General features: G+C 65.1%; 22 protein-coding genes and 1 pseudogene. 13 read left to right on the top strand and 10 right to left on the bottom strand.

Annotated features, from left to right (window positions below; all coding sequences use genetic code 11):
- Positions 1-629, bottom strand: a 629-nt coding sequence (locus JWR89_RS24405) for a L,D-transpeptidase (RefSeq protein ID WP_299720780.1), incomplete at its 3' end; no start/stop codon positions are given.
- A gap of 405 nt (positions 630-1,034) precedes the next feature.
- Between JWR89_RS24405 and JWR89_RS24400 the strand changes: the two genes are divergently transcribed.
- A complete protein-coding gene (locus tag JWR89_RS24400) occupies positions 1,035-2,015 on the top strand; it encodes a magnesium transporter CorA family protein (protein ID WP_299720779.1) in 981 nt (326 codons plus the stop codon).
- A 122-nt stretch (positions 2,016-2,137) separates the two neighbouring features.
- Here the strand turns inward: JWR89_RS24400 and JWR89_RS24395 are convergent, their stop codons facing one another.
- A complete protein-coding gene (locus JWR89_RS24395) occupies positions 2,138-2,365 on the bottom strand; it encodes a hypothetical protein (protein ID WP_299720778.1) in 228 nt (75 codons plus the stop codon).
- A 33-nt stretch (positions 2,366-2,398) separates the two neighbouring features.
- The gene (locus tag JWR89_RS24390; protein ID WP_299720777.1) at positions 2,399-3,820 is read right to left on the bottom strand and encodes a methyl-accepting chemotaxis protein; all 1,422 of its coding nucleotides are present in this window, start codon (positions 3,818-3,820) and stop codon (positions 2,399-2,401) included.
- A 193-nt stretch (positions 3,821-4,013) separates the two neighbouring features.
- On the opposite strand from JWR89_RS24390, the pseudogene JWR89_RS24385 reads away from it, so the two are divergent.
- Both JWR89_RS24385 and JWR89_RS24380 read left to right on the top strand, forming a co-directional pair.
- Positions 4,014-4,394, top strand: a pseudogene (locus tag JWR89_RS24385) (CorA family divalent cation transporter); the annotation flags it as partial.
- A 370-nt stretch (positions 4,395-4,764) separates the two neighbouring features.
- Positions 4,765-4,971, top strand: a complete 207-nt coding sequence (locus tag JWR89_RS24380; RefSeq protein WP_299720776.1) for a hypothetical protein — start codon at positions 4,765-4,767, stop codon at positions 4,969-4,971.
- Between the two features lie 57 nt (positions 4,972-5,028).
- Here JWR89_RS24380 and JWR89_RS24375 read toward each other — a convergent pair whose 3' ends face one another.
- Together JWR89_RS24375 and pdxH are read right to left on the bottom strand one after the other, a co-directional pair.
- Positions 5,029-5,784, bottom strand: a complete 756-nt coding sequence (locus JWR89_RS24375; protein WP_299720775.1) for an SDR family oxidoreductase — start codon at positions 5,782-5,784, stop codon at positions 5,029-5,031.
- A 32-nt stretch (positions 5,785-5,816) separates the two neighbouring features.
- A complete protein-coding gene (gene pdxH, locus JWR89_RS24370; RefSeq protein ID WP_299720774.1) occupies positions 5,817-6,497 on the bottom strand; it encodes a pyridoxamine 5'-phosphate oxidase in 681 nt (226 codons plus the stop codon).
- Positions 6,498-6,512: 15 nt separating this feature from the next.
- On the opposite strand from pdxH, the gene JWR89_RS24365 reads away from it, so the two are divergent.
- Together JWR89_RS24365 and JWR89_RS24360 are read left to right on the top strand one after the other, a co-directional pair.
- Positions 6,513-7,031, top strand: coding sequence for an RT0821/Lpp0805 family surface protein (locus JWR89_RS24365; protein ID WP_299720773.1), 519 nt, complete (start codon positions 6,513-6,515; stop codon positions 7,029-7,031).
- A 116-nt stretch (positions 7,032-7,147) separates the two neighbouring features.
- Positions 7,148-8,113 (top strand): J domain-containing protein, encoded by a 966-nt coding sequence (locus tag JWR89_RS24360; protein WP_299720772.1) that lies wholly within the window; start codon positions 7,148-7,150, stop codon positions 8,111-8,113.
- A 100-nt stretch (positions 8,114-8,213) separates the two neighbouring features.
- On the opposite strand, the gene JWR89_RS24355 is transcribed toward JWR89_RS24360, so the two are convergent.
- Both JWR89_RS24355 and JWR89_RS24350 read right to left on the bottom strand, forming a co-directional pair.
- The gene (locus tag JWR89_RS24355) at positions 8,214-8,984 is read right to left on the bottom strand and encodes an anti-sigma factor (RefSeq protein WP_299720771.1); all 771 of its coding nucleotides are present in this window, start codon (positions 8,982-8,984) and stop codon (positions 8,214-8,216) included.
- Positions 8,985-9,255: 271 nt separating this feature from the next.
- On the bottom strand, positions 9,256-9,744 hold the full coding sequence (locus JWR89_RS24350) for a sigma-70 family RNA polymerase sigma factor (RefSeq protein ID WP_299720770.1): 489 nt from the start codon (positions 9,742-9,744) through the stop codon (positions 9,256-9,258).
- A gap of 203 nt (positions 9,745-9,947) precedes the next feature.
- On the opposite strand from JWR89_RS24350, the gene fabI reads away from it, so the two are divergent.
- The 4 genes from fabI to JWR89_RS24330 all read left to right on the top strand — a co-directional run bounded on the left by fabI (position 9,948) and on the right by JWR89_RS24330 (position 14,100).
- The gene (gene fabI / locus JWR89_RS24345; protein ID WP_299720769.1) at positions 9,948-10,766 is read left to right on the top strand and encodes an enoyl-ACP reductase FabI; all 819 of its coding nucleotides are present in this window, start codon (positions 9,948-9,950) and stop codon (positions 10,764-10,766) included.
- Positions 10,767-10,777: 11 nt separating this feature from the next.
- Positions 10,778-11,377, top strand: a complete 600-nt coding sequence (locus JWR89_RS24340; RefSeq protein WP_299720768.1) for a histidine phosphatase family protein — start codon at positions 10,778-10,780, stop codon at positions 11,375-11,377.
- A 282-nt stretch (positions 11,378-11,659) separates the two neighbouring features.
- Positions 11,660-12,745: a chorismate synthase gene (gene aroC, locus JWR89_RS24335; RefSeq protein ID WP_299720767.1), complete on the top strand. Its 1,086-nt coding sequence runs from the start codon at positions 11,660-11,662 to the stop codon at positions 12,743-12,745.
- Between the two features lie 128 nt (positions 12,746-12,873).
- Complete coding sequence (locus tag JWR89_RS24330) at positions 12,874-14,100, top strand: adenylate/guanylate cyclase domain-containing protein (RefSeq protein ID WP_299720781.1); 1,227 nt, start codon at positions 12,874-12,876, stop codon at positions 14,098-14,100.
- A gap of 151 nt (positions 14,101-14,251) precedes the next feature.
- Here the strand turns inward: JWR89_RS24330 and clpS are convergent, their stop codons facing one another.
- Positions 14,252-14,557, bottom strand: a complete 306-nt coding sequence (gene clpS / locus JWR89_RS24325; protein ID WP_299720766.1) for an ATP-dependent Clp protease adapter ClpS — start codon at positions 14,555-14,557, stop codon at positions 14,252-14,254.
- Positions 14,558-14,738: 181 nt separating this feature from the next.
- On the opposite strand from clpS, the gene JWR89_RS24320 reads away from it, so the two are divergent.
- Positions 14,739-15,575, top strand: coding sequence for a DUF1194 domain-containing protein (locus tag JWR89_RS24320; RefSeq protein WP_299720765.1), 837 nt, complete (start codon positions 14,739-14,741; stop codon positions 15,573-15,575).
- A gap of 241 nt (positions 15,576-15,816) precedes the next feature.
- Here JWR89_RS24320 and JWR89_RS24315 read toward each other — a convergent pair whose 3' ends face one another.
- Together JWR89_RS24315 and JWR89_RS24310 are read right to left on the bottom strand one after the other, a co-directional pair.
- On the bottom strand, positions 15,817-17,133 hold the full coding sequence (locus JWR89_RS24315) for a cobyrinate a,c-diamide synthase (RefSeq protein WP_299720764.1): 1,317 nt from the start codon (positions 17,131-17,133) through the stop codon (positions 15,817-15,819).
- Between the two features lie 189 nt (positions 17,134-17,322).
- Positions 17,323-18,861, bottom strand: coding sequence for an acyl-CoA synthetase (locus tag JWR89_RS24310; protein ID WP_299720763.1), 1,539 nt, complete (start codon positions 18,859-18,861; stop codon positions 17,323-17,325).
- A gap of 139 nt (positions 18,862-19,000) precedes the next feature.
- On the opposite strand from JWR89_RS24310, the gene JWR89_RS24305 reads away from it, so the two are divergent.
- The 3 genes from JWR89_RS24305 to JWR89_RS24295 form a co-directional block, all read left to right on the top strand.
- Complete coding sequence (locus tag JWR89_RS24305) at positions 19,001-19,660, top strand: TetR family transcriptional regulator (protein ID WP_299720762.1); 660 nt, start codon at positions 19,001-19,003, stop codon at positions 19,658-19,660.
- Positions 19,661-19,891: 231 nt separating this feature from the next.
- Positions 19,892-20,650: an SDR family NAD(P)-dependent oxidoreductase gene (locus tag JWR89_RS24300; protein WP_299720761.1), complete on the top strand. Its 759-nt coding sequence runs from the start codon at positions 19,892-19,894 to the stop codon at positions 20,648-20,650.
- Between the two features lie 250 nt (positions 20,651-20,900).
- Positions 20,901-22,701, top strand: a 1,801-nt coding sequence (locus JWR89_RS24295; protein ID WP_299720760.1) for an AMP-binding protein, incomplete at its 3' end; no start/stop codon positions are given.

Here is a 22,701-nt window from a genome sequence, read left to right as displayed (position 1 = left end):
GAGTCGCCCTGCTTGGGCTCCAGCACCACCACCACCGCGCCGAGCTTGACCCGGTTGTAGAGGTCGATGACGTCCTCGTTGGTCATGCGGATGCATCCCGAGGAGATCGAGGCGCCGATATATTCCGGCTGGTTGGTGCCGTGGATCCGGAACAGCGTGTCCTTGCCGCCGGAGTACAGGTACATCGCGCGCGAGCCCATCGGATTGTCCGGGCCCGGCGGCACGAAGGTCGGCACGCCCAGCCGGGAAATCTCGCCGGGGGTCGGATGCCAGGCCGGCCATTCGGTCATGCTGCCGACCTTGGCAACGCCGGACCACGCCATGGCTTCCTCGCCGACGGTGATGCCGTAGCGGATCGCCTTGCCGCCGTCCTGCACGTAATAGAGATAGTGGTTGTCGGAATCGACCACGATCGAGCCCGGCAGTTCCTTGCGGTGATAATCGACGATGGCGCGGCGGAACGGCTCGGCCACCGGGGTCTTCACGTAGGAGACCTTGGCCAGCAATTCCTTGTCGCGCGGCTTCAGGTTCTTGTCCGACGAGGCCTCGTAGGTGGTGGCCTGCATACAGCCGGACAGCATCAGGCCGGCCGCGGCCAGCATTCCGATTTTCAGCGTGAGAGACGACATTCCGTTGTTCCAGTGCAGGCCGGCGAGCAGCGTCAAAGCATTCGGAGCGCCGCAAACGGCCGCTTCCGTTGCCAATGAGTATCCTTGAAACCGGCCGGATTTCCAGTACTTACGCGCTGTCAACAGCTGGATGCGGGTCAGCTGTGTCCAAATTGTCGCAGGCAGCAGGGGCTGCGGATGAAAATGTGGGCAAGCTGGCGGTGTCCGCCATGCGGTCAGTGCCGCCGGCGTGATCCGATGGCGCGCGTCGCCGCACGGCGCCGTGACGCCGGGGCGAAAACAGCGGGGTTGGCGCGCTGCCAGAAGGCTGTCATGACCGATGCATCGCGTTCGGCCATGGTCGGCCACTTCCCTTGATTCGCGGCCGTATTTCTGTGGTTGCCAGTTGGATTTCCCGGAGTTGCCATGCTTGCTGTGTTCACCCCCGTCGATACCACGCTGAAGAAGTCCGAACCGACCGACCTGTCGGTGCTGCCGGAGGACGCGGTGTGGATCGATCTGATGAATCCGTCGCCCGGCGAGGACCATGCGGTGGAACGACTGGTGGGGATCGCGGTGCCGACCCGGGAAGAGATGCAGGAGATCGAGATTTCCAGCCGGCTCTACATCGAGAACGGCGCGCGCTACATGACCGCGACCCTGATGTGCGCTGCCGACACCGAATCGCCGCGCATCACGCCGGTGACGTTCATCCTGGCCGGTCACCGCCTGGTGACGGTGCGCTACGACTCGCCCAAGCCGTTTGCGCTGGTGGAGAGCAAGCTGGCGCGCGGCACGCCGCCCGGCGCCAATGGCGAGACGGTGCTGCTGGAGCTGCTCGACGCGGTGATTGACCGCTGCGCCGATATTCTCGAGCGCGCCGGCGCCGACGTCGACCAGGTCAGCCACGACATTTTCGAACCCGACGAATCGATGCGCACCGGCCACGCCAAGCGCTATTCGGAAATCCTGATCGCCATCGGCCGCAAGGGCGATCTCACCTCCAAGGTCCGCGAGAGCCTGGTATCGATCGGCCGCGTCGTCACCTTCGTCACCGCGGAGGCCGACGGGGTCAAATGGTCGAAGGACATGCGCGCGCAACTCAAGACCATGCTGCGCGACGTGGCGTCGCTGACCGACCACGCCTCGTATCTGTCGAACAAGATCACCTTCGTGCTCGACGCCATGCTCGGCGTCGTCAACCTCGAGCAGAACAACATTATCAAGCTGTTCTCGGTGATGGCCGTGGTCCTGATGCCGCCGACGCTGATCGCCTCGGTCTACGGCATGAACTTCAAGCTGATGCCGGAACTGGAATGGACCCACGGCTATCCGATGGCGCTGCTGATGATGGTGTTCGCCGCGGTGCTGCCTTACGTGTTCTTCAAGTGGAAGAGGTGGCTGTAGCGCAGGCCGTAGGGTGACTTAGCGCGCAGCGCGTAACCCACCTTGCCGCGCGAGATCGCAATGACCTTGGTGGGTTACGGTGCAACGGCGCCCGACCTGCCCTACGATCACGCCCGCCGGGATCAACCGGCGGGCTTTGCTTTGTGGAGCGCCGAGCAGGAACGCATCGCTTGAAACGTGACAAACCCATCAGCCAGCGCCGTTTGCGGGCAATGAAAACAACTTTGCTTGATGCCCAGTCGGCGCCCCGGATGCGACCGCCGCTCTGATCTGAAGCAAATGCGCACGACTGGATCGGCGAGGTTGGTGTTGCGATGCTTCCCTGTCTTGAAGCCGCCGGCAAGGCGCATGCCATGACTCGCAGGGACGTGCTGGACTTTCGGCTACGACTGCCGGAAGCCGATGCGGAAGGCGCCCCAGTGGCGACCGCGGATGCGGATCGGCGAGGACAGGTCCTTCATCAGCACGAAATGGCCGCCGCCCATGTCGCGCCGGTAGGTCTGCAGCAGGAACGGTTTGGTGTTGGCGGCGACCTTGCGCACCGCGCGGTCGTTGAACAGCCGGCGGTTGCGGCAGTTGGCGTTGTTCCACACCGGATCCGGACCCGGCGGCAGCCGGTAGTTCGGATTGTGGGTCGGCAGATAGCCGCCCTTCGCCCAGGCAACGGAGAAGGCGATGCGCGGGTCAATCTTCTGGATCGGATCCTGGATCGGCGGCAGGATGCGGTCGGTGAGCGCCACATAGTCGGTGAGGTATTGTTTGGGATCGGTGCCGGGAATTTCGCGGTAGTTCTCGTCGAACAACTGATCAAGGCCGATGTCGCCGCGCGCTAGGGCCGCCTCGAAAGCGTCGGCGATCTGCTGCGCGGTCTGCACGACAACGCGGATCAGCGGCGCGTCGGCGGTTTCCACGCCGCTGTTGGCGATCAGCGAGATCAACTCCTCGGACAGGTCGAGCAGAGCGGCGACGCGGTCGTCGGCACGCTTCAATTCTTTGGACGACAGATCGACGCCACCAGCGAGATCGCCGAGGTTGTCGATCACCGCATCGCAATGCGACAGGTTGGAGGTCGCGGCTTTCGCCACGTCGTCGATCTCGCGGCCGACCGCGGTGAAGCCGTCCTGCACGCGCACGATGATACCCTGTATCTGCTGGGCGCCATCGCCGGCATTCTTGGCGCGCAGCGAGGCGTCGCCGCTCTCGCCGATCAGGCCGCTGATCTGACCGTCGAGGTCACGCACCGTCTCGCTGATCAGTTGCGTCGCCTGCCGCGTCGCTTCGGCGAGGCTCTTCACCTCGCTGGCCACCACCGCAAAACCCTTGCCGGCGTCACCGGCGCGCGCCGCCTCGATAGTGGCGTTGAGCGCCAGCAGGTTGGTTTGCTTGGCGATCGCGGCGATTGAACCGGACACCTTGCCGACTTGGGTCAGCGCGCTGCCAACCAAGCCGAGGCGCTCCTCGATGCGGCCGACAGCCTTGATCAATTCGGCGATGTGCTGCACTGCGGTCTCGACCACGCTGCGGGAATCGGTGATGTCGCGCACTGCAGCAGCGGTCGCGGACTGCACGGTGTGCGATGCACTGGCGATGCCGCGGTTGGCGGCAACCATGGTCTCGGCGGTGCTTTGCAGATGTCTGAAACGCTCGGATTGGCCGGACACGCGACCGGCGACTTCCTGCAGATTGCCGGCGACATCGGCGAGTTCGACGCCGAGTCCGCCGATCCGGTCGGCGAGCTGATCGATCAGGCGCTCGCCGTCCGATGCAACGGCGCTATCCAATCTTGCCATATGCACCACCGACATTGCTGAATTCTCCGCGCCGACATCGATTCGGCCAGTGCGCGACAATACGGCTGGTTGGTAAATAAGGAATTAGTTTGCAATCGTTGATAGATATTCGCCTGGCGCCGAGAGGTGGTCGATCGATGTTGCGCTGTCGCACGTCGCGCGCGCGGCCTTCTCGCCGTCTCAATTTCAACGGTAAAATTTGAGCGTTAGCCTGGTATCGATCGGCCGCGTCGTCACCGCGGAGGCCGACGGCGTCAAATGGTCGAAGGACATGCGCGCGCAACTCAAGACCATGCTGCGCGACGTGGCGTCGCTGACCGACCACGCCTCGTATCTGTCGAACAAGATCACCTTCGTGCTCGACGCCATGCTCGGTGTCGTCAACCTCGAGCAGAACAACATCATCAAGCTGTTCTCGGTGATGGCCGTGGTGCTAATGCCGCCGACCCTGATCGCCTCGGTGTACGGCATGAACTTCAAGCTGATGCCGGAACTGGAATGGACCCACGGCTACCCGATGGCTCTGCTGATGATGGTGTTCGCCGCGGTGCTGCCCTACGTGTTCTTCAAGTGTAAGAGGTGGCTGTAGCGCAGGGCGTAGGGTGGTTAGCGCGCAGCGCGAGATCGCAATGACCGCGGTGGGTTACGGCGCAAGGGCGCCTGACCCACCCTACGCCGTCCAATATATTGATCGACGAAACGCGCCGCTTGCTCCGTCATGCCCGGCGCATGCCGGGTATCCACGTCGCCACACGCAGTTGCCCGTGTTCCGTGGACAGGTCGGAGCGCATGTCGCCGGTATCCCGCGCCGGGCCCAAAGTTAACAAACCAAGCTCTCAATACACGACTCGCATCTCGCCTTATTGCGCCACAATTCTAACGGTAAAATTTGAGCGTTCCGCTGAACGGTTGAGCGAAAGGTTGCTGTCATAAGGGCGTCTCAAGCGAAGAGGACAGCAATGATTGATCAAACGAGCTCCCCGAACGTCGTCGACTTCGCGTTCTATCAGCAGGCGCGCCGCGTCAGCGGCAAGGCCATGGCGATGTCGGCGCGGACCTGCCGGCATTGCGGTGCGGGATTGATGGACGGCGAATCCGACGACGACTGCTCCAGCCTGGGCATCGAGACGGCCGCGCCGACGCAGCGCAAGTTCTACGCCGACTAAAGCAGGCAGGTGCGCTTCCAGCCTCCCAGAACGGGAGGGTTGGAGTGCTGCGCCCCCTTAGACGTGCTGGCCGCCATTGATGTGGATCTCCGCGCCATTCACGTAAGACGACGTCTCCGTACACAGCACATAGATGATCTTGGCGACCTCGTCCGGGGTGCCGAGCCGATGCAGCGGGATCTGCTGATCGACGATATCCTGGGTGCCTGGCGACAGGATCGAGGTATCGATCTCGCCCGGGGCAATGGCGTTGACGCGAACGCCGTGGCGGCCGAAATCCGACGCCATCTCGCGGGTCAGGGACGCCAGCGCTGCTTTCGACGTCGCATAGGCCGCGCCGGCAAACGGATGCACCCGCGAGCCGGCGATCGAGGTGACGTTGACCACCGAGCCCTTGGCGGCTTTCAGCTCCTCGATCAGTCCGCGCGCCATCATGATCGGCGCGAAGAAGTTGACCCGGAACACATGGCTCCAGGTATCGACGTCGGTGTCGATCGAGCCCATCCGCTTGCCGCCTTCGGCCTTCGGCGAGATCGCGGCGTTATTGACCAGCGCATGCAGCGCGCCGCCGTTGAGGCGTTCCTTGATCTCGTCGATGGCGCGGGTGGTGTCGGCGTGGTCGGCGAGATCGACCTGGATGTGGTCTTCCGGACCGGCGTCCCACGGGCAGACTTCGGGAAACGGATGCCGCGAGCAGGTCAGCACGCGCCAGCCGGCGCTGGAGAACCGCATCACCGTGGCATGGCCGATGCCGCGGCTGGCGCCGGTCAGCAACATGGTGCGCTTGGGCGCGTTGGACGTGCTATGCGCCATGCTGCTGCTCGGTCTCGTCTTGTTGTCGGGACTCACGGGTAGAGCCTCACCTTGGTCCAGGAATCGGGGGGCGCATCGTTCGGCGAGACGTTCTGTGTCGCGCCGGGCAGATCGCGGCGGAATTCGATGCGGTCGTGCAGCCGGAACGGGCGGTCGTGCCAGAACTCAAACCGCTGCGGGGTTATGCGCCAGCCGCTCCAGCCCGGTGGCCGCGGCACCTCGCCGATCAGGTGCTTGGCGGCTTCCTTGGCGATGGCCTGCTCGAACGCGAAGCGGCTTTCCAGCGGCTGCGACTGCTTGCTGGCCCAGGCGCCGATCTGCGCCTGCTTCGGCCTTGAGGCAAAATAGGCGTCGGCCTCGGCCTCGGTCACGCGGGTGACCGCGCCGCGAATCCGGACCTGCCGGCGCAGCGACTTCCAGTGAAACAGCAGCGCCGCCTTGGGATTACCGGCGAGCTCCTGGCCCTTCTGGCTGGCGACGTGGCTATAGAAGACAAAACCGTCGGCATCGTACCCCTTCATCAGCACCATGCGGACATCCGGGAGGCCGTCGGCATCGACGGTGGCCAGCGCCATGGCGTTGGGATCGTTGGGCTCGGAGGCCTGGGCTTCGGCAAACCACTCGGCAAACAGCGCAAAGGGCTCCGCCGCGGCCGTAAAATCACCGGACGTTAACGGAGTTGGGTGTTTCATGGTTGCGGTGGTGTCGGTCATGTCCGGAGTTCCGTCTTGCGTTGGCCTAGTGTCGAAAGCGTGCTGCGCTCCCTGCATAGGCCAGACCTATATAGGGTACGGCTGCGCATTGGCCTATCGGCGATCTGCCCGCTCGGCGCGGCGCTTACAGCAATTCTGATCGGGGCGGGGCTGGGCGGCTGCAGCGTCGGCCGCAACGAGGGCGCCTTCGCCAAGATGGAGGGCAACGACGTCACCGGCTCGGTCACGCCGCTAAAGCCGACCGCGGGCGCCGAGCCAACCGACGCCGACCTGGCCTTTGCCCGCACCGCCGCGTCCGACGTATTGACCAAGGGCGGCAAGGATTCCAGCCAGCCTTGGGAAAATCCCTCCACCGGCGCACGCGGTTCGGTGACGCCGCTGTCCAGCGCCTACACCGAGGACGGCCGAACCTGCCGGGATTTCCTCGCCAGTTACGTCAACGGCACCTCGGAAACCTGGCTGCAGGGCGCCGCCTGCCGGGCCGAACAGGGCCGCTGGGACGTCCGCACGCTGAAACCGTGGCGCCGCGGCTGATTCCTGACCTGCGGGGCTTGCGTTTCCCGTTGCAAAAATGACACGAAGACCCCAGATGAAGGTCAAGCGGGCCGTTTGCCCGCATTTCTTAGTTTTGCCTGAAGGAGAGAAGACGGATGCGCGACCCCTATGAGGTCTTGGGGGTGCAGCGGGGCGCCAGCGCTGCGGCGATCAAGAGCGCCTACCGCAAGCTCGCCAAGAAGCATCATCCCGACAACAACCGCGACGACCCGAAGGCCGCCAACCGGTTTTCGGAAGTCAACTCGGCCAACGAGATCATCGGCGACGAGGACAAGCGCAAGGCGTTCGACCGCGGCGAGATCGATGCCGACGGCAAGCCGAAATTCCAGGGATTTCCGGGCGGCGGACGCACGTCGTCGCAGCCCGGCTTCGAGCACGCCTTCCGCGGCGGCCCCGGGGCCCAGCAGGGCTTTGGCGGCGCCGGCGCCGGCGGCTTCGAGGACATTCTCAACAGCATGTTCGGCGGCGCGCAGGCGCGCGGCGCCCGCGGCGGCCCGCAGGGGTTTGGTTTCGAGAACGGCGGCATGGCCCCGCCCGACCTCGACCTCGCCGTCACCATGACGGTGACGCTGGAGGAGTCCGTCAAGGGCTCGGAGAAGCGCGTCCGGCTGCCGTCCGGCAAGGAACTGAACGTCAAGATTCCCGCCGGCGTTACTGCCGGCCAGGTGATCCGCTTGAAGGGGCAGGGCGAAAGCGCGCCCGGCCATCGTCCGGGCGACGTGATGATCACCGTCAGCATCGCGCCGCATGCCTACTTCAAGATCGACGGCAGCGACCTACGCGTCGAGCTGCCGATCACGCTGTATGAAGCCGTGCTCGGCGCCAAGGTGCGTGCGCCGACATTGTCCGGCGCGGTCGAGCTATCGATCCCGAAAAACACCTCAAGCGGCCGCACCTTCCGCCTCAAGGGCAAGGGCCTGCCGAAGGCCGCCGGCAACGCGGGAGACCTGTACTTCATCACCCGCGTCATGCTGCCCGACGGCCACGACGCCGAGCTGGAAGCGCTGATGGAAAAATGGCGCGACGACAAGCCGTACAATCCGAGAAGCGATTTGGGGTGATTGTAGCCCGGATGGAGCGAAGCGAAATCCGGGATAATGCTATCAACTGGAACGCCGTTCCCGGATTTCGCTTCGCTCCATCCGGGCTACGACGACTACACTATCCTCCGACCTTCTCGGTCTGATCGTACACCTGTCGCGCCACCTGGTTGAGCCGGTCCTTGTCGGTGGGGCCGCTCAGCACGTAGCCGACGCCCTTGTCGGCCCAGAACAGCGCGCCGTCCTTGTCCTGTGAGGCGTAGCGCATCTGCGTGGTGCCGGTGGCGGCGCGCGAGGTGTACAGCGTGTAGCGCTCGCCGTTGCCGCTTTCATACATGAAGAACGCCGCCGGCGCTTCCGGGCCGGGCAGCAGGCGGCCGCCGACCAGCTTCAGCCCGGTGCCGTCGAGCTCCGGCGCCTTGATCTCGTAGCCGACGCGCTTCGACAGCCACGCCTGCAGATGCGCGCGCTCGGAGCCCGCCACTTCCACGGGATGGCGAACCTCGACCACGTAGAGCCGGTGCGCATCCAGCGCATCGCCGGTGAAATGCTGGAACGTCGAGGGCGAGGCGGCGGCGCCGTGGGCCAGCCAGCCGACGCTGCCGCCGGCGACGAAGGCCAGCAGCGACGCCGCCATCGCGCCATAGATCCACGGCCGCGGCTGTCGCACCAGTTGCTCGATCTCCAGCCGCTTCGGCACCGCCTCGTCGGCGACGGAATCGTAGCGGGCATGCAGCAGCTCGGCCATCGCCCGCCACGACTGCACCCGCGCGGCATCGTCGGGATGACCCGCGAGCCACGCCTCGACATCGCCACGGCGCTCCGCCGGCAACTCGTTGTCGATGTAAGCGTGCAGTTCGTCTTCGGTGACGGGCATCGGGGGATGGGTCATGATCGTGGTCTCGTGTGGGACGTATTTGTGTTCAGCGCCGCGCTCGCGGAATCCCTCCCCCCGAGTGCAGCGAAGCTGCGCTGGGTGGGGAGGGTCGGCCGAGCGAAGCGATGCGCAGCATCGCTGAAGTGGAGGCCGGGGTGGGGGGCCTTATAAACGGCTGTGTACGGCGCGCCCCCCACCCGACCGACCTGCGGTCGGCCACCCTCCCCACCGCAAGTGCGGGGGGAGGGAAACGACAGCGCCTGCGGTGCCTGATGGCGATTCATCATCACTTCACACTCCGCAGCGCGGGGCGCGTGCCTTCGAGGTAGGCCTTCACATGGGCGCGGGCGCGGGCGAGGCGCGACATAACGGTGCCGATCGGCACGCTCTGGATCTCGGCCACTTCGCGATAGCTTAGCCCTTCCAGCATCACGAGCAGCAGCACCGAGCGCTGGTCCTCGACAAGAGCCGCCAGCGCACGGGCGATGTCGCGGCCCTCGGCCTCGGTGCCCGACGCGTCGGGATTATTGTCGAACAGCTCGGTCATGTGCGGACGGCGCGCCAGCGAGCGGCGGCGGTTGCGGTTGAGGTTGGTCAGGATGGTGTAGAGCCAGCTTCTGAGGTCGCCGCCGATGAACAGTTTTTCCGAACGCAGCGCGCGCACCAGCGTGTCCTGCACCAGGTCGTCGGCGATGTCGGCGTCGCGCGTCAGCGCGCGCGCATAGCGGCGCAGCGACGGAATCAGGCTTTCGACGCTGTCGCGAAACGCGCTCATGAGGTCTCTGTCACTGGCTGAAGTCCTGGCGGTCCATCCACGGCCCATCGTGCGGCCGTATCGATCATAACACCTTGGCTGCCGGTCTATTCCGGCGTTCGCGCCGGACGGTAAACGGCGTCGCGATCGGGCCGATTTGGGCTGTACCGCGCGGAAGCGCTGGTGTACCCCGAAAGGCTGTTTTTCAAGCGATAGGATACGACATGGTTGAACCCACAGGCCTGATGCAGGGCAAGCGCGGCGTGATTCTCGGCCTCGCCAACAACCGCTCGATCGCCTGGGGCATCGCTAAATCGCTGCGCGCCCAGGGCGCCGAAATCGCGCTGACCTACCAGGGCGACGCGCTGAAGAAGCGGGTCGAGCCGCTGGCGGCCGAACTCGGCGGCCTCGTGCTCGGCCATTGCGACGTCACCGATCCCGCCACCATCGATGCGGCGTTCGCCGTGCTCGAGGAGAAGTGGGGCAAGATCGACTTCGTGGTCCACGCCATTGCGTTCTCCGACAAGGAAGGCCTCGAGGGCCGCTATGTCGATACCACCTCGGAGAACTTCTCCAAGACCATGCTGATCTCCTGCTACTCGCTGACGGCGATCGCGCAGCGCGCCGAAAAGCTGATGACCGAGGGCGGATCGATCGTCACGCTGACCTATTACGGCGCCGAGAAGTGGATGCCGCATTACAATGTGATGGGCGTCGCCAAGGCCGCGCTGGAGGCCAGCGTGCGCTATCTCGCCGCCGATCTCGGCGAGAAGAACATCCGCGACAATGCGATCTCGGCCGGCCCGATCAAGACGCTGGCCGCGTCGGGGATCGGCGACTTCCGCTATATCCTTAAATGGAACGAGTATAATTCGCCGCTGCGCCGCACTACCACCATCGACGAGGTCGGCGATAGCGCGTTGTATCTGTTGTCCGACATGTCGCGCGGCGTCACCGGCGAAGTGCACCACGTCGATTCCGGCTACCACGTCGTCGGCATGAAGCGCCCGGATGCGCCGGACATCTCGCTCGGCAAGGACTGATCGCTTCCTCCATGCCGCAGCCTGTCATCTACTACATCCGCCATGGCCAGACCGAATGGAACGCGGCGGGCCGCTTCCAGGGCTCCCGGGACATTCCGCTCAACGATCTCGGCCGCGAACAGGCGGCGCATGCCGGCGGCCTCCTGAAGGATCTGTTTGCACGCCATGAACGTGGGGCGGACAGCGTCGGCTACGTCTCGAGCCCGCTCGGTCGAGCGCGTTCGACCATGGAGTTCGTGCGCAGCCAGCTCGGTTTGCTGCCGGACGATTACGCGCTCGACGACCGGTTGCGCGAGATCGGCTACGGCCACTGGGAAGGCTCGACGCTGGCGGAGCAGGAGGCCTCGCATCCGGAAATCTTTGCCGCGCGCCAGACCGACAAATGGGGCATGCCGCCGCCGGACGGCGAGAGCTACGCTTCGGTGCAACTGCGGATGCGCGACTGGGTCGAGGGGCTCGCCGGCGACACCGTCGCGGTGGCCCATGGTGGCACCGCGCGGGCGCTGATGGTGGCGCTGGGCGTGCAGACGATCGCCGAAGCGGCAGAGCTGCCGATCGAGCAGGGCGCGGTGTATGTGTTCAGCGACGGAGCAATGAAGAAGTATAGTTGAGGCGCGGCCTCTTTCTTCTTCCCCTCTTCCCCGGCGCAGCGAAGCTGCGTTGGTGGGAGAGGGTGGACGCGCACCAGCGCGGCCGGGAGAGGGGGTGGTGCGGCAGGCGCCGGCGTTTGTGGCGCCCCCTCTCCCGTCGCGGACTGCGTCCGCGCCACCCTCTCCCACCTGCGCGCAGCTTCGCTGCGCTTGTGGGAGCGGGGAAGAGTCCTCGCGGCGCCGCCATTTGACCCCCCGGACCGCCCGCGTTACGACAGCGACCTGTTTCGAGAGATCGTCCCCATGTCCCACAACACCTTCGGCCACCTGTTCCGGGTCACCACCTTCGGCGAGAGCCATGGGGTGGCGATCGGCTGCGTGGTCGATGGCTGTCCGCCGCTGCTGCCGCTCGATGTGGCTGACATCCAGGCCGATCTCGATCGTCGCAAGCCGGGCCAGTCGCGCTTCACCACCCAGCGCCAGGAAGCGGATATCGTCAAAATCCTGTCCGGGGTGATGGCGCATCCGGAAACCGGCGTGCAGGTCACCACGGGCACGCCGATCGCGCTGCTGATCGAGAACACCGACCAGCGTTCCAAGGACTATTCCGACATCAAGGACAAGTTTCGGCCGGGCCATGCCGACTTCACCTATGAGGCCAAATACGGGCTGCGTGACTACCGCGGTGGCGGCCGTTCCTCCGCAAGGGAAACCGCCAGCCGCGTCGCCGCCGGCGCCATCGCGCGAAAAATCGTGCCGGGCATGACCGTGCGCGCGGCCCTGGTGCAGATGGGGCCGCATAAGATCGACCGCGACAACTGGGATTGGGACGAGGTCCACAACAACCCGTTCTTCTGTCCCGACAAGGATAAGGCGGCGTTCTTCGAGGGCTATCTCGACGGCATCCGAAAATCCGGCTCGTCGATCGGCGCGGTGATCGAGGTGATCGCGGAAGGCATTCCCGCAGGGCTGGGCGCACCGATCTATGCCAAGCTCGACGGCGATCTCGCCGCAGCGCTGATGAGCATCAACGCGGTCAAGGGCGTCGAGATCGGCGACGGTTTTGGGGCGGCGGAATTGTCCGGCGAGGACAACGCCGACGAGATGCGCATGACCAACCATGGCCCATCGTTCCTGTCCAACCATGCCGGCGGCGTGCTCGGCGGCATCTCGACGGGGCAGCCGGTGGTGGCGCGCTTCGCGGTCAAGCCGACGTCGTCGATCCTGGCGCCGCGCAAAACCATCGACCGCGCCGGGGTCGACACCGACATCCTCACCAAGGGCCGCCACGATCCCTGCGTCGGCATCCGCGCCGTGCCGGTGGGCGAAGCCATGGTCGCCTGTGTGATGGCCGACCACTTTTTGCGCCATCGCGGACAAGTGGGTTAGGCTGGTTCGTTCCCCGGACGCGACGCAGCACGAAGTGCTGCTTCGCAGAGCCGGGGTCCCGGTAAGTAGCAATTGGGATCCCGGATCTGCGCGGCGGCATGGCGGCGATGCAAGTGCATCGCCTGAGAATGCCGCAGCGCGTCCGGGAAACGAGTCGGAGCGCGAGGGACGTTCATTTGACCACCGCCATCACCGAGATCACCGACTGGTTGACCGATGGCGCCCGCTCGGCGACGACGCCGAGTCTGATGTTGGCGCAATGCTGCGAACGCCTCGTCGCTGCGGGGCTGCCGCTATGGCGTGTCGGGGTTTTCGTCCGTACCCTGCATCCGGATATTTTCGGACGCAATTTTATCTGGCGTCCCGGTGCCGAGGTCGTCGTCGGATCGGTCGATTTCGAGATCCAGCAGGCTCCGGAGTTCCTCAGCAGTCCGCTGGCAATCGTGTTTCATGAAGGTCTGGAAGTGCGATGCCGGCTGGACGATCCCGCCGGCGAACGCTTTCCGTTCTTCGATGACATGCGCGCCGAAGGCGTCACCGACTACATCGCGTTGCCGCTGTCGTTCGTGGATGGCATCATCCATGCGTCGAGCTGGACCACCAAGCAGCCGGGCGGATTTACCGACGCGCAACTGAACGATCTGAAATGCATCGTGCCGCCGCTGGCGCGGCTGATCGAGGTCATCAATCTGCGCCGCACGGCGTCCACGCTGCTCAATACCTATGTCGGCGCGCGCGCCGGCGAGCGCATCCTGGCCGGGCAGATTCGCCGCGGCCATACCGAGACCATGCAAGCCGCGATCTGGCTGTCGGATCTGCGCGGCTTCACGGCGCTGTCGGATCGCTTGCCGCCGGAACAGGTGGTCGAGATTCTCAACCTGTACTTCGATTGCCAGGTCGCCGCGATCCTGAAGCATGGCGGCGAGGTGCTGAAATTCATGGGCGATGGGCTGCTCGCGGTGTTTCCGATCGGCGATGACGGCGAGGCGCAGGCGGTGTGCAGCCGCGTGCTGGAGGCGGCGTCCGAGGCGCGCGCGGCCGTGGCTGCGATGGAGTTCATGAGCGGCGACGTCAACGAGCGTTTTCGCTTCGGCGTCGCCCTGCATGTCGGCCGCATCCTGTATGGCAATATCGGCGGCGGCAACCGGCTCGACTTCACCTGCATTGGACCTGCGGTCAATCTGGCCGCGCGGCTGGAGAAGATCGCCGGCCGGCTCGGCCGCACCATCGTCGCGTCGTCGGCCTTCGCCGACATCTGCAGTGGCGGCTGGTCGGAGCTTGGCGAGTTTCCGATCGCAGGATTTGCGAAGGCGGAGCATGTCTACGGGCGAATGGACGAGACTTCGAAAGAGTGAGGTCTTCGTTCCCCGGACGCGATGCGATACGAAGTATCGCTTCGCAGAGCCGGGGCCCCGCTATTCAAGAAACCGGGATCCCGGATCTGCGCAGCAGCGTAAGAACGCTGCAGCGCGTCCGGGAAACGTAGCGGCGTCCGGAACAAGATAACTACTCTTCCGGCTCCGTGGTGAACAGCAGCGGATAGCCCTTGGCGCGGCCGGCGTCGGTGGCGCGGGTGGCCTTGGTCTCGGCGACGTCGCGGGTGAACACCGCGACCACGCAGACGCCGAGCTTGTGCGCGGTGATCATCACCTTGTGGGCCTGGTCCTCGGTCATCTTGAATTCGCCCTGCAGCACCCGCGTCACGAATTCACGCGGCGTGAAGTCGTCATTGACGAGAATGACCTTGTACAGCTTCGGCCGCTCGACCTTGGGTATGACCTTGGTGCGCGGGGTGGTGGTCGTGGCGGGCATTCAGCTGCAACTCCAGAGCGCTGCGCGGATCAAGTGCCATCATAATCGCACCGGCAGAAGCTGTCGATCAGCGCATGTGAGCACGCTGCATTGCTGACCTGAATGTGAAGGCCGCGACCGGTTCCCGCTTTGCGCTTTGTCATTTGCGTGTCACCATCGGCGTCTGAACGGGAGGGCCGCTATGCGCTGGTGTGTCTCGATTGGAGCGGTGCTGGTCGCCGGAGCGATGGCTGGCGATGTGGCGAGCTTCGCCGCGCCGGGCGCCAAGCCGCAACCGGCGCAAGCCCGGCAGGATCCCATCGTCGATGTCGAACTGGTCCTGGCGGTGGATGTCTCCTATTCGATGGACATGGACGAACTGGCGATCCAGCGCGAGGGCTACGCCCAGGCCATCGTCTCCAAGGAGTTTCTCTCCGCGCTGAAGACTGGCCCGACCGGCAAAATCGCCGTCACCTATTTCGAATGGGCGGCGTCGACGGATCAGAAGATCATCATCCCCTGGCGCGTCATCGATGGTCCGGAATCGGCGGACGCGGTTGCCGCCGAGATCATGAAGACGCCGATCCGGCGGGCGTCGCGAACTTCGATCTCCGGCGCGATCTACTTCGCGATGCCGCTGTTCGACGAGAATGCGCTGCACGGCCTGCGTCGCGTCATCGACATCTCCGGCGACGGGCCCAACAACAACGGCTCGCCGGTGACCATCGCGCGCGACGAGGCGATCGCCAAGGGCATCGTCATCAACGGCCTGCCGATCATGGCGAAGGAGCCGTCCTATTCCACCATGGATATCGAGAACCTCGATCTCTACTACGAAGACTGCGTGGTCGGCGGCCCCGGTTCGTTCGTGGTGACCATCAAGGAGCGCGAAAAATTCAAGGAAGCGATCCGCACCAAGCTGGTGATGGAAGTCGCCGGCCTTGTGCCTGAAGGGCGCGTGGTGCCGGTGGCGAACCGGGAGCCGCGGGTGAATTGCATGGTCGGGGAAAAGATCTGGCAGGACCGGTGGGGACGGTGAGGGTCGTCTGGTGGCTCTGCAGTTTCCGTTTTCCGAGATGAAACGCAGACGTCGCGCCCCCTCGCCCCGCTCTCCGCGCGAAGCGAAGCTTCGCTAGGGGGAGAGGGCTGGGGTGAGGGGCTCTTGCGATCCGCGAATACCGAAGGCGTTTTGAAGTCCGTGCCTCGCCCCTCACCCGGAATGCGCGCTGCGCGCGCATTCCGACCTCTCCCCGCGCAGAGCGGGGAGAGGTGAAGAGCGACTACCCCTCCACCGCCGCGATGGCGTGGAAGAAGCTGCCGGTGACATGGCCGCGGCGGCCGCCGCGTTCGCCGACGGGCTCGCCTTGCGCATTACTGAGATCGACCAGCGGATCGTCGGTGCCCTGGGAGATCAGCGACGCGTAGTGGAATTCGTGGCCGCGCACGCGCGTTCCCGCGGCGCCGATCGGGCTGTCCGCGAGCAGCCGCGCTTCGCGGTAGCCGAGATGCAGCCGGCGCTTCTGGAAGCTGGTGACGTGGCAGAGCAGACCGGTCATGGCATGCATGACGCCGTCGGCATCCTCGATGGCCGCGCCGAGCACCATGTAGCCGCCGCACTCGCCATGCACCGGGCGCGTTCGCGCAAAGCGTATCAGATCTTCGCGAAACCTCGTCGCATTCGCCAGCGTCGCCGCATGCAGTTCGGGATAGCCGCCCGGCAGCCAGCACACGTCGCAATGTTCAGGCGGGCCCTCGTCGGCCAGCGGCGAGAACCGGACGATCTCGGACCCGGCGCGGCGCCAGTCATCGAGCAGGTGCGGATAGACGAAGCTGAACGCCCCATCGGACGCCAGCGCGATGCGCTGGCCCGGCGGGGCCAAGGCGGCGGCGATGGTGTTGCGTGCGCTGTCGATCGGCGTGGCCAAGGCGACGATCGCATCGAGGTCGAGATGCTTCTCCGCCATCTCGGCGAGCACTGTGAAGCGTGCGGCGAGGTCGCCATGTTCGCCGGCCTGCACCAGGCCGAGATGCCGCTCCGGCAGGCCGAAAGTCTCGTTGCGCGGGATTGAGCCCACGACCGGCATGCCGAGCTTTTCGATGGCGTCGGTGATCAGCCTGCGGTGCCGGTCGCTGCCGACCCGGTTCAGGATCACGCCGGCGACGCGGACGTCCGGATCGTGGCTGGCGAAGCCGCGCACCATGGCGGCGGCCGACTGCGACTGCGCGGTGACGTCGAGCACTAGCAGCACCGGCAACCGAAATTGCGCGGCGATATTGGCACTGCTGCCCTCGCGTCCGGCGACGCCCGGCACGCCGTCGAACAGGCCCATCACCCCTTCGACCACGACAAGGTCGGCGCCGTCAGCGGCCTCGGCCATCAGCGAATCGAGCAATGCGCCGGGCATGGTCCAGCTATCGAGGTTGACGCTGGCTGAGCCGGTGGCGGCGGCGTGGAAGGCGGGATCGATATAGTCGGGTCCGGCCTTGGCCGCGCGCACGCGCAGGCCGCGGCGGGCGAGCGCAGCGAGGATGCCGAGCGTCACCGTGGTCTTGCCGGCTCCCGAGCGCGCAGCGGAGATCAGCAGACCGGTAGTCATGAGCGATAATGATGCGATGTCATCGCGGCGGATTAGCGCGCGGAGGGCGAGGCGGCAAGGCGCCCTCGTTCCCCGGACGCAGCGCAGCGCGAAGCGGTGCGCTGCAGAGCCGGGGCCCCGGTACTTCAACGACCGGGATCCCGGCTCTGCGGAGCGGCACAAGGGCGCCGCACCGCGTCCGGGAAACGGTTACGCCGTTGCCTTCTTCGGCCAGTAGCGATCGCGCAAATGCCGCTTCACCAGCTTTCCGGTCGGGGTGCGCGGCAGTTCGGCCTCGAAATCGATGCTCTTCGGGCATTTGATCGGCGACAGATGCTTGCGGCAGAACACCAGCAGCTCGGCTTCGAGCTGCTTGCCGGCGCGGGCCATGTCGTGCGGCTGCACCACCGCCTTGACCTCTTCGCCCATCTCCTCGTTCGGCACGCCGAACACCGCGACGTCGGCGATGTCGGGATGGGTGATCAGCACGTCCTCGGTTTCCTGCGGGTAGATGTTCACGCCGCCGGAAATGATCATGTAGGATTTGCGGTCGGTGAGGTACAGAAACCCCTCGTCGTCGAGATAGCCGACGTCGCCGAGCGTCGACCAGCCCTTGTCGTTATAGGCCCGCTTCGTTTTCTCGGGATCGTTGTGATAGGAGAACACCGGCGCGTCGGCGAAGTACACCGTGCCGATCTCGCCCACCGGCATCTCCCGATCGTCTTCACCGACGATCTTGACGACGCCGGTCACAGCTTTGCCGACGGTGCCGCGATGCGACAGCCATTGCTGCGAGTTCGACACCGTGACGCCGTTACCTTCGGAGCCGGCGTAGTACTCGATCAGGATCGGGCCCCACCAGTCGATCATTCGCGCTTTCACATCGACCGGGCAGGGCGCCGCGGCATGGATCGCGCCGTTCAGCGACGACACGTCGTAGCGCAGCCGCACCTCGTCCGGCAGTTTCAGCATGCGGACGAACATGGTCGGCACCAGTTGCGACTGGGTGACTTTGTGCTTCTCCACCAGCCTCAGGAATTCCTCGGCGTCGAAGGATTCCATGATCACCGAGGTGCCGCCGAGCGTGATCGCCATCATGTTGAAGCGCAACGGCGCCGCATGGTACAGCGGCGCCGGCGACAGATAGATGCTGTCGCCGTTCATGCCGCACATGTCGGCGCAGAGTTTCTTCAGGAACGGGTTGGGCACGTCGATCGGGTTGCTCTCCGAGGCGCGCTTGATGCCCTTCGGCCGCCCCGTGGTGCCCGACGAATACAGCATGTCGTAGCCGGCGACCTCGTCGGATATCGGCGTCGTCGGTTGCGCCGCCAGCGCCGCATCCCAGTCGCGAAAATGTTCGCGCGCTCCGTCGAGAATGTAGAACAGCGTGTCCGGCGCACCGGCGATCAGCGGCGCGATCGTCTCGGCGCCTTTCGGCGACGTGATGACGACCTTGGCGCCGCAATCCTTCACGATGTAGGCGATCTCGTCGGCGGTCAGGTAGCGGCTGATCGCCGTGTAATACAGCCCGCTGCGCTGCGCCGCCCAGCAGATCTCCATGAATTCCAGCCGATTCTCCATCAGCAGCGCGATGTGGTCGCCGGCCTTCAGCCCGAGCGATCGAAACAGGTTCGCGCCCTGGTTGGAGCGGTCGTCGAGTTCGCGGTAGCTGATGGCCTTGCCCGAGCCAGCCATTTGATAGGCGATCTTGTCGGGCTGGGTGCGGGCATGGACGGACGGATGGCTCATGGGCGTTTCCTCGGAGGCCGGCGGATTTTTCCGCTTGTTGGGTTTGCCCCTCGACGCAATTAAATGTCGCTTTTTGGCTTAGTCAATCGCTCAATTAACTCTTGAGCTCTGCGGCCGGATCGGGTTATGTGCGCCCCACATGATTACTCACCCCCATGTCAGTTCCGCAGGCCGTACCCCGGCCGGCAAGAATGCCACCGCCGACAAATTGTTGGTGGCGGCCAGCGAATTGATGATCGAGAGCAATTCGATCGAGGTGTCGCTGAGCGAGATCGCGCAGCGCTCCGGGGTCAATGCGGCGCTGGTGAAATATCATTTCGGCAACAAGGACGGGCTGCTGCTGGCCTTGCTGGCGCGCGATGCCGCCATCGAGATGACCAACCTGGATTACCTGATGGCGCAGCCGATCTCGGCCAGCGCCAAGCTCAAGCTGCACATCGCCGGGATCGTCAAGGCCTACTACCAGTTCCCCTACATGAACCGGCTGATCCATTACCTGCTGCACGAGAGCAGCAACGAAGCCGCCGACGAAGTCTCGAAATTCTTCATCGGCCCGCTGCTGGATTTTCATCGCCGCCTGCTGGCCGAAGGCTATGAGGCCGGCGAATTCCGCAAGATCGATCCGGTGCTGTTCTACACCAGCCTGATCGGTGCCTGCGATAACCTGTTCTTCAGCCGTCATGCGATGTCGCGCGCCATTGGCGTCGGCCCGGTGACGGATGAAGTCTGCCGCGACTATGTCGCCCATATGGAAGCCATGCTGCTCACCGGCATGCTGACCAAGAACAAGGCTGGGTAACAGCCGCACGCGAACGAGCTAAGAAGAAACGGCCCCAAGGAAAGACGACCAAGAAAAAAAGCTATCGGGAAACGCCCAAGGTACTTCCAAAATACCAAGAAACGTCGAGGAAACGCTTTCAAGGAACGGTCAACGTATCGTTCGAACAACAAAACAAGAAACGTCCAAGGACCAATCTTAAAAAACGACTTCAAGAAACGACCAGGAAACGCCCAAGGAAAGGCAAACTCGATGCAGCTGAAAGACGTGGCCGTATTCATCACCGGCGGTGGTTCCGGGCTAGGTGCCGCAACCGCACGCGCGATGGCCGCCAAGGGCGCCAAGGTCGCGGTGTTCGACCGCAGCCAGGAGAACGCCGAGGCGGTTGCCGCCGAGATCAAGGGCCTCGCCGCTGTCGGCGACGTCACCAGCGAGGACCAGGTCAAGGCCGGGCTCGCCAAGGCGGAAGCCGCCCACGGCACCGCGCGGATCCTGGTGAACTGCGCCGGCATCGGCGGTTCGCAGCGCATCGTCGGCAAGCAGGGCGTCTATCCGCTCGACAAGTTCACCAACGTCATCATGATCAACCTGGTCGGCACCTTCAACGTGCTGCGGCTGTTCGCCGAGCAACTGGTGAAGATCGAGCCGGTCGGCGAAGAGCGCGGTGTCATCATCAACACCGCCAGCGTCGCCGCTTACGAAGGCCAGATCGGCCAGATCGCCTATGCCGCGTCGAAGGGCGGCGTTGTCGGCCTGACCCTGCCGGCGGCGCGCGACCTCGCCTCGCAGAAAATCCGCGTCAACACCATCGCGCCGGGCCTATTCCTGACGCCGCTCCTGATGGGCCTCAACGAGGAAGCCCGCGCCAGCCTCGGCGCCCAGGTGCCGCATCCCGCCCGGCTCGGCGATGCCTCGGAATACGGCAACCTCGCGGTGCACATCGTCGAGAACCCGATGCTGAACGGCGAGACCATCCGCCTCGACGGCGCGATCCGTATGGCGCCGAGGTAGTTCGCTTTCTTGCTTACTTCCCTCTCCCCCGCGCGAAGCGAAGCTTCGCTAGGTGGGAGAGGGTGGATCGAACTGCGAAGCAGTTCGAGACGGGTGAGGGGTAGCCACGCGCTCCGCCCCCTCACCCCATGGAGATCGGCTTTCCGTCGGAGCTGCCCTCTCCCACAAAGGGGAGAGGGCGCACCTACGGGCGTCCGCGACCGAAGAACGACAAAAGGTCCATCCAAGAGACCATCGTTGGGAGACCAAGATGAACGCGCAGGCCGCGGCGGTGCTCACGAAACCCGCCTTCCGCAAGATCGACTGGCTCGAACGCGACATCGACGTCGAGCGGCGGCCCGACGGCGTCATCATCCTGAAATCGCGCGTGCCGCTGATGGACTACCAGCCCCATCTGTCGGCTGCGCTGGCGAAGTGGGCGAAGCTGCGCCCCGACCACGTCTGGCTGGCGCAGCGCGCGGGTGCCGACCGGCAGTGGCGCACCATCGCTTACGCAGAGGCCAAGCGCACGGTGGACGCGCTGACCCAGGCGCTGCTCGACATGAAGCTGCCTGCCGACGCGCCGGTGGCGATCCTGTCCGGCAATTCCATCGAACACGCGCTGATGACCCAGGCGGCGATGCAGGCGCGGCACCCGGCGGCGCCGGTGTCGCCGGCCTACTCGCTGATGAGCCAGGACCACGCCAAGCTGAAATACCTGTTCGACCTGATCGAGCCGGCGGTGGTGATGGTGCAGGACGGCCCGACCTTTCAGAACGCGCTGGATGCGCTCGACCTCACCGGAATCCGCGTCATTCATGTGGCACGCCCCGCGGAAGGCATCGCCAGCGTTTCATTCGCGGAGATGGCGGCGACGCCCGTTACGGCTGCCGTGGCGCAGTCGATCGCACAGATTACGCCGGACACGGTCGGCAAGCTGCTGTTTACCTCGGGCTCCACGGGGATGCCGAAGGCCGTCATCAACACCCAGGCCATGATGTGCGCCAATGCCGCCATGATGATGCAGACCCGGCCGCGCGACTCCGCAGCGGCCCCGCCGGTCTACCTCGATTGGATGCCGTGGAATCACACCATGGGCGGCAACGCGCTGTTTCACCCGCTGCTGATCGAGGGCGGCACGCTGTATATCGACGACGGCCGGCCGATGCCCGGCCTGATCGACGAGACGCTGCGCAATTTGCGCGAAGTGTCGCCGACCTACTACGCCAACGTCCCCGCCGGCTATGCGGCGTTGGCCGCGGCGATGGAGAAGGACGACGCGCTGTGCCGGTCGTTCTTCAAGAACCTGGGCCTGATGGCCTATGGCGGGGCGCGGCTGCCGGACGATCTCTACGACCGCATGCAGGCGCTGGCGGTGCGCGCCACCGGCGAGCGCATCGTGTTCTACACCGGCTGGGGCTCGACCGAGACCTCGCCGACCTCGACCGGCACCTATTGGGACACCGAGCGCGTCGGCCTGATCGGCCTGCCGTTTCCTGGCGTCGAGCTGAAGATGGTCCCGTTCGACGACAAGTACGAATTGCGGTTGCGCGGCGTCAATGTGATGCCGGGCTACTACAAGCAGCCCGAACTCACCAAGGCGGCCTTCGACGAGGAAGGTTTTTACAAGATCGGCGATGCCGGCGTGTTCGTCGATGACAACGATCCCGTCAAGGGGCTGATCTTTTCCGGCCGGGTGGTGGAGGACTTCAAGCTCACTACGGGGACGTTCGTCCATGTCGGCAGCTTGCGCACCGACGCTATCGCCGCGGCGACGCCGGTGGTACAGGACGCGCTGATCGCCGGGCAGGACCGGCCGTACATCGGCGTGCTGGCATGGCCCAACCTCGCGGCTTGTCGGATGCTGATCGGCGAGCCGGAAGCGGGTTTCGCCGACGTGGTCAAGCATCCGTTGGTGCTGGCCTGTCTGAAGAACGGCCTGGAAGCGCATAACGCCGCCTGCCAGGGCGCCAGCAGCCGTCGCATCGCCCGCGCCATGATGATGGTCGAGCCGGCCTCCATCGACGGCAACGAACTCACCGACAAGGGCTACATCAACCAGCGCGCCGGCC

It is taken from the genome of Tardiphaga sp. (assembly GCF_028290785.1).
Classification (GTDB): Bacteria; Pseudomonadota; Alphaproteobacteria; order Rhizobiales; family Xanthobacteraceae; genus Tardiphaga.
Note: the sequence above shows the minus strand (reverse complement) of the source record. Positions and strands in the feature narration are given on the sequence as shown.

Excerpts from the sequence above, each read along its gene's own strand:
- aroC (WP_299720767.1), top strand. The coding sequence starts at position 11,660 with ATGTCCCACAACACCTTCGGCCACCTGTTCCGGGTCACCACCTTCGGC.
- JWR89_RS24340 (WP_299720768.1), top strand. The coding sequence starts at position 10,778 with ATGCCGCAGCCTGTCATCTACTACATCCGCCATGGCCAGACCGAATGG.
- JWR89_RS24380 (WP_299720776.1), top strand. The coding sequence starts at position 4,765 with ATGATTGATCAAACGAGCTCCCCGAACGTCGTCGACTTCGCGTTCTAT.
- JWR89_RS24355 (WP_299720771.1), bottom strand. The coding sequence starts at position 8,984 with ATGACCCATCCCCCGATGCCCGTCACCGAAGACGAACTGCACGCTTAC.
- clpS (WP_299720766.1), bottom strand. The coding sequence starts at position 14,557 with ATGCCCGCCACGACCACCACCCCGCGCACCAAGGTCATACCCAAGGTC.
- JWR89_RS24400 (WP_299720779.1), top strand. The coding sequence starts at position 1,035 with ATGCTTGCTGTGTTCACCCCCGTCGATACCACGCTGAAGAAGTCCGAA.
- pdxH (WP_299720774.1), bottom strand. The coding sequence starts at position 6,497 with ATGACCGACACCACCGCAACCATGAAACACCCAACTCCGTTAACGTCC.
- JWR89_RS24305 (WP_299720762.1), top strand. The coding sequence starts at position 19,001 with ATGATTACTCACCCCCATGTCAGTTCCGCAGGCCGTACCCCGGCCGGC.
- JWR89_RS24375 (WP_299720775.1), bottom strand. The coding sequence starts at position 5,784 with ATGGCGCATAGCACGTCCAACGCGCCCAAGCGCACCATGTTGCTGACC.
- JWR89_RS24395 (WP_299720778.1), bottom strand. The coding sequence starts at position 2,365 with ATGCGCCTTGCCGGCGGCTTCAAGACAGGGAAGCATCGCAACACCAAC.
- JWR89_RS24350 (WP_299720770.1), bottom strand. The coding sequence starts at position 9,744 with ATGAGCGCGTTTCGCGACAGCGTCGAAAGCCTGATTCCGTCGCTGCGC.
- JWR89_RS24320 (WP_299720765.1), top strand. The coding sequence starts at position 14,739 with ATGCGCTGGTGTGTCTCGATTGGAGCGGTGCTGGTCGCCGGAGCGATG.
- JWR89_RS24300 (WP_299720761.1), top strand. The coding sequence starts at position 19,892 with ATGCAGCTGAAAGACGTGGCCGTATTCATCACCGGCGGTGGTTCCGGG.
- fabI (WP_299720769.1), top strand. The coding sequence starts at position 9,948 with ATGGTTGAACCCACAGGCCTGATGCAGGGCAAGCGCGGCGTGATTCTC.
- JWR89_RS24330 (WP_299720781.1), top strand. The coding sequence starts at position 12,874 with ATGCCGCAGCGCGTCCGGGAAACGAGTCGGAGCGCGAGGGACGTTCAT.
- JWR89_RS24360 (WP_299720772.1), top strand. The coding sequence starts at position 7,148 with ATGCGCGACCCCTATGAGGTCTTGGGGGTGCAGCGGGGCGCCAGCGCT.
- JWR89_RS24315 (WP_299720764.1), bottom strand. The coding sequence starts at position 17,133 with ATGACTACCGGTCTGCTGATCTCCGCTGCGCGCTCGGGAGCCGGCAAG.
- JWR89_RS24390 (WP_299720777.1), bottom strand. The coding sequence starts at position 3,820 with ATGTCGGTGGTGCATATGGCAAGATTGGATAGCGCCGTTGCATCGGAC.
- JWR89_RS24310 (WP_299720763.1), bottom strand. The coding sequence starts at position 18,861 with ATGAGCCATCCGTCCGTCCATGCCCGCACCCAGCCCGACAAGATCGCC.